We start from the raw sequence: 7,555 nt of genomic DNA on the forward strand, positions 1-7,555 counted from the left end.
GGCCGCCACCGCCGTCGGGGCCGAACACGTCGTCGGCCTGCCCGACGACGAAGTCGAACTGCTCACGGTGCTCGGCACCGCCGCCGAACCCGACACCGGGGGTGGGCACGTCGTCGCCGTACTCGGCGGCTGCGGCGGCGCCGGCGCCTCCACGTTCGCGGCCGCCCTGGCATGGACCGTCGCCGCCTTCCGGCACAGTGCGGGAGCACTTCTCGTCGACGGTGATCCCCTGGGCGGAGGGTTGGACGTCCTCACGGGAATCGAGGAGCGGCCGGGTGTCCGCTGGTCCGGCCTGGCCGTCGATCGCGGCCGGCTCTCCGCCCGGTCGCTGCGGGATGCGGTGCCCGAATGGCTTCCGGGACTCGGCGTGCTCTCCGCAGATCGCGAGTCCACGTCCGAGCCGGCCCCCGCCGCCGTCACCGCGGTGCTCGACACCGTCCGCCGCTCGGGCGACCTGGTGGTGTGCGACGTGCCGCGCAGCCGCGGGCCGGCCGCCGAGGCGATGGTGGCGGCGGCCGACCTGGCCGTGCTGGTGGTCCCCGCCCGTGTGCGTGCCGCCCTCGCCGCGGGGCGGGTCGCCGGCTGGGTCGCCGACCAGAACACGAACCAGGGCATCGTCGTGCGCGGCCCGGCCCCCGGCGGACTGCGTGGCCGGGACGTCGCCGAGGTGGTGGGGCTGCCGCTGATCGCCACGATGCGCGCGCAGCCCGGCCTCGCCGCGGCACTCGAACGCGGTGGACTGCGGCTCGGACGTCGTTCGCCCCTGGTCCACGCCGCCGAGTCGGTCCTCGACGTGCTGGCCGGTCCCGAGCCGGGATCGCGGTGGGCAGCATGAGCGCCGTCCTCACTGCCGAGCTGCTCGACCGGGTCCGTGAACGTCTCGCGACGGAGGCCGGCGAGCCCACGCCGGACCGTGTCGCCGCTGCGCTGCGTGCCGAATCCGGCGGGGTTCTCGGCGATTTCGATCTGCTCACGGCACTGCGGCATCTGCAGACCGAGCTGTCCGGCGCCGGCCCGCTCGAAGCGCTGCTTGCCGAACCCGGCGTCACCGACGTACTCGTCACCGCCCCCGACCGCGTCTGGGTCGACCGCGGCGGCGGGCTGCGGCTCACCTCCGTCGCCTTTCCCGACGAGGCGTCGGTGCGGCGACTGGCCCAGCGCCTCGCGCTGTTCGCCGGGCGGCGGCTCGACGACGCCCAACCGTGGGTCGATGGCCGGCTGCCCGGGCACGGCGATTTCGGTGTCCGCCTGCATGCCGTCCTCGCGCCCGTCGCACAGGGTGGCACGTGTCTGTCGCTGCGGGTGCTGCGGCCCGCCACCCAGGGACTCGACGCGCTGCGCGATCGCGGCGCCGTCGACCCGCACGCCTACGTGTTGTTGCGCCGGATCGTCGCCGCCCGGCTCGCCTTCCTCGTCGTCGGGGGCACGGGTGCGGGCAAGACCACCCTGCTCGCGGCGCTGCTCGGCACCGTGGATCCGGGTGAGCGGATCGTGTGCGTCGAGGACGCGGCGGAACTGGCGCCCGCCCATCCCCACGTCGTGCGGCTCGTCGCGCGAGCCGCCAACGTCGAGGGCGTCGGGGAGGTCGCGGTGCGCGATCTCGTCCGGCAGGCGCTGCGAATGCGGCCCGACCGCATCGTCGTCGGCGAGGTGCGCGGCGCCGAGGTCGTCGATCTGCTCACCGCGCTGAACACCGGTCACGACGGGGGTGCAGGCACCGTGCACGCCAATTCTCCGGACGAGGTGCCGGCGCGGCTCGAAGCCCTCGCCGCGCTCGGCGGTCTGGACCGCGCCGCCCTGCACAGTCAGCTCGTCGCAGCGGTGCAGGTAGTCCTGCACGTGCACCGCACCCCCGACGGAACCCGTCGGCTGACGGAGATCGGTGTCGTGCAGCGCGACGAGGTCTCGGGTGTCGTCGTCGCACCCGCGTGGACCCACGAGCGCGGCACGCAGGCCGGCATGGACCGGCTCGAACAGCTCTTCCGGCGACGGGAGGCGCCGTGACCGCGACCGCCCTGTGCCTGGCCGCGGCCCTGCTGGTCGCACCGGCGACGGTCGCCGCGCCGCGACTGCGGTCGCTGCGCACGACAGTCGTCGCCGGACGGCCGTGGCGACCGCCGCAGGAGGTGACGGCAGTGCTGTGCGTCCTCCCGGTGTTGCTGCTCGGCGTCGCCCCCGCCGTCGCGGCGGCGGTCGTCGCCGGCACCACCGTGCGCCGGGTGCGGCGACGCCGACGGGACCGCGCCCGTGACGCCGAACAGCGGGCCCTGCTCGCCGGTCTCGAAACCGTCGTCGCCGAGCTGGAGGTGGGCACCCATCCGGCCGAGGCGTGTGCGACGGCGGCACGGGAGACGACCGGGCCCACCGCCGATGCCTTCCGTGTCGCGGCGGCGCGGGCCCGGCTCGGCGGAAGCGCAGCCGACGGCCTGCGCGCGGTAGCCCGCGCGACGGACCCGTCGGGGATCGCCGCGTCGCTCGATCGGGTCGCCGGGGCCTGGGAGGTGTCCGACCGGTACGGGCTGGCGCTGGCGCAACTCCTCGCGGCCGCACGGGCGGATCTGTCCGGTCGTATGCGCCTGCGCTCCCGTACCGAAGCGGGACTGGCGGGGGCCCGCGCGACGGCGGCGGTGCTCGCGGCTCTGCCGGCGCTCGGTGTGGCGCTCGGGCAGATGATGGGGGCGTCGCCGGTGTCGGTGCTGCTCGGCGACGGTCTCGGCGGGGTGTTGCTGGTGGTGGGCACCGCACTGGGGTGCGCCGGACTGCTGTGGACCGACCGGATCGCGAGGGGGGTGGCATCGTGACCGTAGCGCTGGTCTGCCTGGCCGCGGCGCTCGTGATCCTGCCGGACCTGCGGACGCGACGGTGCCGGACTGCCGGGGCCGCGGCCTCCGGGGAAGCCACCGGAACCGGCGGCGCCCCGGACGACCCGCACGCCGTGCCGGCCGCATTCGACCTGATGGCCGCCTGCCTGCGCGCCGGCCTTCCGACGGCGACCGCGGCACGGGCGGTGGCCGACTCGGCACCGCCCGCGCTCGCCCTGGCCCTGCGGCGGGGCGCCGACCGTCTCGAGCTCGGGGCCGCGCCGTCGGAGGCGTGGAGCGGTCTCGGGGAGGCGACGGCCGACGGATCCGACGACGAGACGGAGGCGCTGGAGGCCTTCGCCCGCGCCGCGCGGCGATCGGCACGATCCGGTGCCCCGCTGTCGGGCATCGTCGCCGAGGTGGCGGAGCGGCAGCGCGAACGAGCGGAGGACCGGGCGGCTGCAGCCGTCGAGCGTGCCGGGGTTCTGGTCAGCGGCCCACTCGGACTGTGCTTCCTGCCGGCGTTCGTGTGCCTGGGCATCGTGCCCGTCGTGATCGGGCTCGCGGGACGCGTGCTCGGTGAGGGGCTGTTGTGAGACGTCGGCGCGGACGGTCCGCGCCGGAGGAGGGGAGGAACCATGGTAGGCAACGTAATTCGTACGGTCGTGCAACGGCTGAGCGGTGCCGTCGCGGCGGAGGACGGGATGTCCACCGCGGAGTACGCGATCGGTACGATCGCGGCGGCGGCGTTCGGGGCCGTGCTCTACACGGTCGTCACCGGCGACAACATCGTCACTGCGCTCACTGGCATTGTCGAGCGCGCACTGAACACGGCGGTGTGAGCGGGGACGACGGTGGGGTGACCGTCGAGGCGGCGATCGCCCTCACCGCGCTGGTGAGCGTCCTCGTGCTGTGTCTCGGTGCGGTGCTGTGTATTTCGAGTCAGCTCCGATGCCAGGACGCCGCACGGGAAGCCGCCCGGCTCGCGGCCCGTGGCGACGGGACGCGGGCGGTGGAGGTGGCGGCGCGGATCGCCCCGGAGGGCGCACGGATCTCCGTGCGCCCCGACGGCGACCTCGTCGTGGCGACGGTGACAGCGGACGGTCCGCTGCTGCCGGCGGTGACGCTCACCGCGGAGGCCGTGGCTGCGTTCGAACCGGAAGTGGCGCAGTGACGTTCCGGGACGATCGGGGGAGCGCGAGCGTGGTGGCGTGTTTCGTGGCGGCCGCGCTGATCGCGGTCACCGGACTGCTCGTGCAGATCGGCGCGGGGGTCGCGACGCGGCATCGGGCGCAGGGGGCGGCCGACCTGGCGGCCCTCGCGGTGGCCGGTGCACTCGACCGCGGATCGGGCACCGCCTGCTCGGAAGCGAACCGGATCGCGGCGCGGATGCGGGTGCAGGTGCGTTCGTGCACCGTCGACGGCTGGGACGCGGTCGTCGAGGTCGAGGCCGCGGTGGCGCTGCCGGGTGGGCGGCAGGCCCGCGCGATCGCGCGGGCGGGGCCGGTCGAGTGAGCGCCGGTCAGGAGAGGGCGTCGAGCACCGCGCCGAGCAGAGCGACCGCCCCGGCCTTGTCGAGCGGGTCGTTGCCGTTGCCGCATTTGGGGGAGTACACGCACGACGGGCAGCCGGCGGCGCACTCGCAGGCCGTCACGGCCGCGCGGGTCGCCCCGAGCCATTCGGCGATGCGCGCGTAACCGCGGTCGGCGAAGCCCGCGCCGCCGGGATGCCCGTCGTAGACGAAGACGGTGGGCAGCCCGGTGTCCGGGTGCACCGCCGTGGACACCCCGCCGATGTCCCAGCGGTCGCACGTCGCCACCAACGGCAGCAGCCCGATCGCGGCATGCTCGGCGGCGTGCAGCGCGCCGGGTACCCGTTCCGGTCCGATTCCGCACCGGTCGAGCAGTTCGGGGGTGACGGTGTACATCACTGCGCGCGTCGGCAGGCACTGGGACGGCATATCGAGTTCGGTGCTGTCGAGAACCTCGCCGGACGGCAGTCGCCGCAGGTAGGAGACCACCTGATGGGTCACTTCCACCTCGACGAGGCCCACGGTCACCGGACCGAGCGAGCGCTGCTCCGTCACGGCGGTCACGACGATGTCGGTGATCTCCCGCGCGGAGGTGGACCATTCGGGCTCCTCGGCGTGCACGAGCGCGATCCCGTCGTCGAGGTGCAACTCGTCGACGACGAACGACTCGCCGCGGTGCAGGTACACCGCGCCCGGATGCACGGTCGCCGGTGCCCGGCCGCCGTCGACGGTGCCGAGCATCCGTCCGGTGTCGGATTCGACGATGGCGATCTGGGTGCCGATGCCGCCGCGGATGTCGATGTCGGAGTGCGGACGGGTGTCGGGGGTGACGAACCAGCCGTGCGGGCGCCGCCGGATCGCGCCCTGGGCGGCCAGGGCAGCGAGGACGTCGGCCGCGCCGAACTCCTCGACCTCGGCGTCGCTGAGCGGCAGCTCGAGCGCAGCGCACAGCAGTTGCGGACCGAGCACGTACGGGTTGGTGGGGTCGGTGACCGTCGCCTCGACGGGCTTGTCGAGCAGCGCCGCCGGATGGTGCACGAGGTAGGTGTCGAGTGGATCGTCGCGGGCGACGAGCACGACCAGCGATCCCGCGCCGCGGCGGCCGGCCCGGCCGGCCTGCTGCCAGAACGACGCGACGGTGCCCGGGAATCCGGCGACGACGACGGCGTCGAGGCCGGCGATGTCCATACCGAGTTCCAGGGCGTTGGTGCTGGCGGCACCGAGCAGACGGCCGTCCGCCAGAGCAGCCTCGAGCTCGCGCCGCTCCTCGGCGAGGTAGCCGGCGCGGTACGCGGCGACACGATCGACGAGTTCGGGGGCGGCCTCGGCGAGCAGCCGCTGTGCGCCGAGCGCAGTGAACTCGGCGCCGCGCCGGGACCGTACGAAGGCGAGGGTGCGGGCACCTTCGACGACGAGGTCGGCGAGGATGCGCGCGGCCTCGGTTCCGGCGGCGCGGCGCACCGGGGCGCCGTTCTCGCCGGTCACCTGCTCGAGCAGTGGCGGTTCCCACAGCGCGACGGTGCGCGGGCCGTGCGGGGAGCCGTCCTCGGTCACCTCCCGGCAGGGCGCGCCGACGAGCCGGGACGCCGCGGCGCCGGGGTCGGCGGTCGTCGCGGAGGCGAGGACGAAGACCGGTCGGGCACCGTAGCGTGCGGCGATCCGTCGCAGCCGGCGCAGCACCAGGGCCACGTTGGAGCCGAAGACGCCGCGGTAGGAGTGGCACTCGTCGACCACGACGTAGCGCAGTCGGCGGAAGAACCGGGACCAGCGGGCGTGCCCGGGCAGCATCGACATGTGCAGCATGTCGGGGTTGGTGAAGATCCACCGCGAGTGGCTGCGCGCCCACTGCCGCAGTTCGGTGGAGGTGTCACCGTCGTAGGCACACGCGTGCACCCGACCGAGTTCGGGCTCGGCGGCGGTCACGTCGGTGACGGCGCGCAACTGGTCTGCACAGAGCGCCTTCGTGGGGGAGAGGTACAGCGCGGTGGCGTGCGGGTCCTCGACGAGTGCGGTGAGCACGGGCAACTGGTAGGCGAGGGACTTGCCCGACGCGGTGCCGGTGGAGACGACGACGTGCTCCCCGCCGGCGGCGACGTCGGCGGCCGCCCTCTGGTGGCTCCACGGCCGGGGCACACCCGTCGCGCGCAGGGCCCGGACGACGGCGTCGGACGCCCAGTCCGGCCAGTCGGTGTGCCGGACCTCGCGGGCGGGCAGCTCCGCGCTGTGGGTGAGGGGGTGCTCCGAGGCCGGGGTGCCCTCGAGAACTCGTTCGAGCAGTTCGTGGCCGAAGCTCGTCGGCCCGTCGCCGACGGGACGGCGGTGCGGCGAGCTGGTCACACTGGGTACTCCGGAGGATGCGGTCGGGATGGGAAACCAGCGTAGTCGGCCGTCGTTCCCGGCGTTCGGTCGGTGTGCGACCCGCGCGCGGGTTAACATCGACGTAACCGTACCGACGAGTAATCGTACCGTCGGTATGTACAAGATCAAATTTTCGGGCGAATTGTGCGCCCTCCTACTGTTGTCGGCGCCCCGAACGTGGTTCACTGACATCGGTCGCAGCTTCTGTGTTCGGTGACTTGAGAAAGTGCACGGCTCGCAGGATCGATGGTTGCGAGCGCGGTGCTTTGCTCTTCCTGTGGGGGGATCAAGAAGTACAGCGGTCGGAACCGGCCCCGCGGGGCCCCCGCCCGCGAACCGCCGCATCCGGTGTTAGAAAGAGAAGGAAAAGCATGGCACAGGGCACTGTGAAGTGGTTCAACGCGGAGAAGGGCTTCGGCTTCATCGCTCCCGAGGACGGCTCCGCCGACGTTTTCGTCCACTACTCGGAGATCCAGGGCAGCGGCTTCCGCACCCTGGAGGAGAACCAGCGCGTGGAGTTCGAGGTCGGCCAGGGCACCAAGGGCCCGCAGGCCACCGGCGTTCGCGCGCTCTGATCGTCGACGCTCCTGCCGGAGCCTGACGTGACTCGGTCCGCAAGGACCGAAGCCTCGATCGTCCCCCGTCACCCTCGGTGATGGGGGACGATCTGTTTCTGCGGGAGGCAGCGAAGGAAGGACGGGGGAGTGAGTCAACTGTCGTTCTTCGGGGCCGAGGTGATGCCGCCGGACCCGGCCGACCTCGGTGGTCTGCTGGCCGCGCACGGACACGCGGTGGTCTCCGGTGACGGCGCGCGGATCTCCGTGGTCGTGGACGAGCCGTGGCGGGGGGGGGGGGGCGGGGGGGG

At 73.8% G+C, this 7,555-nt stretch carries 9 protein-coding genes; 8 read left to right on the plus strand and 1 reads right to left on the minus strand.

Annotated features, from left to right (window positions below; all coding sequences use genetic code 11):
- From ssd to OEY_RS0116940, 7 genes are all read left to right on the plus strand, one after another.
- A partial coding sequence (ssd, locus tag OEY_RS0116910; protein ID WP_010595024.1) for a septum site-determining protein Ssd occupies positions 1–835 on the plus strand: 835 nt, incomplete at its 5' end.
- The gene (locus tag OEY_RS0116915; RefSeq protein WP_010595025.1) at positions 832–2,004 is read left to right on the plus strand and encodes a TadA family conjugal transfer-associated ATPase; all 1,173 of its coding nucleotides are present in this window, start codon (positions 832–834) and stop codon (positions 2,002–2,004) included. The genes ssd and OEY_RS0116915, both read left to right, overlap by 4 nt.
- Complete coding sequence (locus OEY_RS0116920; RefSeq protein ID WP_010595026.1) at positions 2,001–2,801, plus strand: type II secretion system F family protein; 801 nt, start codon at positions 2,001–2,003, stop codon at positions 2,799–2,801. The genes OEY_RS0116915 and OEY_RS0116920 overlap by 4 nt, the downstream gene beginning before the upstream one ends.
- Positions 2,765–3,397, plus strand: coding sequence for a type II secretion system F family protein (locus OEY_RS0116925; RefSeq protein ID WP_010595027.1), 633 nt, complete (start codon positions 2,765–2,767; stop codon positions 3,395–3,397). The genes OEY_RS0116920 and OEY_RS0116925 overlap by 37 nt, the downstream gene beginning before the upstream one ends.
- A 42-nt stretch (positions 3,398–3,439) precedes the next feature.
- Complete coding sequence (locus OEY_RS0116930; protein ID WP_026137874.1) at positions 3,440–3,643, plus strand: DUF4244 domain-containing protein; 204 nt, start codon at positions 3,440–3,442, stop codon at positions 3,641–3,643.
- A 17-nt stretch (positions 3,644–3,660) separates the two neighbouring features.
- A complete protein-coding gene (locus OEY_RS0116935; RefSeq protein ID WP_017681224.1) occupies positions 3,661–3,975 on the plus strand; it encodes a TadE family type IV pilus minor pilin in 315 nt (104 codons plus the stop codon).
- Positions 3,972–4,316 carry an Rv3654c family TadE-like protein gene (locus OEY_RS0116940; protein ID WP_010595030.1) on the plus strand — a complete coding sequence of 115 codons (345 nt, stop codon included), beginning with the start codon at positions 3,972–3,974 and terminating at the stop codon, positions 4,314–4,316. Before OEY_RS0116935 ends, OEY_RS0116940 begins: the two co-directional genes overlap by 4 nt.
- A 7-nt stretch (positions 4,317–4,323) precedes the next feature.
- Here OEY_RS0116940 and OEY_RS0116945 read toward each other — a convergent pair whose 3' ends face one another.
- The gene (locus OEY_RS0116945) at positions 4,324–6,669 is read right to left on the minus strand and encodes a DEAD/DEAH box helicase (protein ID WP_010595031.1); all 2,346 of its coding nucleotides are present in this window, start codon (positions 6,667–6,669) and stop codon (positions 4,324–4,326) included.
- 392 nt (positions 6,670–7,061) lie between these two features.
- Between OEY_RS0116945 and OEY_RS0116950 the strand changes: the two genes are divergently transcribed.
- Positions 7,062–7,265 (plus strand): cold-shock protein, encoded by a 204-nt coding sequence (locus OEY_RS0116950; protein WP_003935252.1) that lies wholly within the window; start codon positions 7,062–7,064, stop codon positions 7,263–7,265.
- Positions 7,266–7,555 lie beyond the last annotated feature (290 nt).

Source organism: Rhodococcus sp. P14, assembly GCF_000256505.1.
GTDB classification, from domain to species: Bacteria; Actinomycetota; Actinomycetes; order Mycobacteriales; family Mycobacteriaceae; genus Rhodococcus; species Rhodococcus ruber.

Excerpts from the sequence above, each read along its gene's own strand:
- OEY_RS0116950 (WP_003935252.1), top strand. The coding sequence starts at position 7,062 with ATGGCACAGGGCACTGTGAAGTGGTTCAACGCGGAGAAGGGCTTCGGC.
- OEY_RS0116930 (WP_026137874.1), top strand. The coding sequence starts at position 3,440 with ATGGTAGGCAACGTAATTCGTACGGTCGTGCAACGGCTGAGCGGTGCC.
- OEY_RS0116915 (WP_010595025.1), top strand. The coding sequence starts at position 832 with ATGAGCGCCGTCCTCACTGCCGAGCTGCTCGACCGGGTCCGTGAACGT.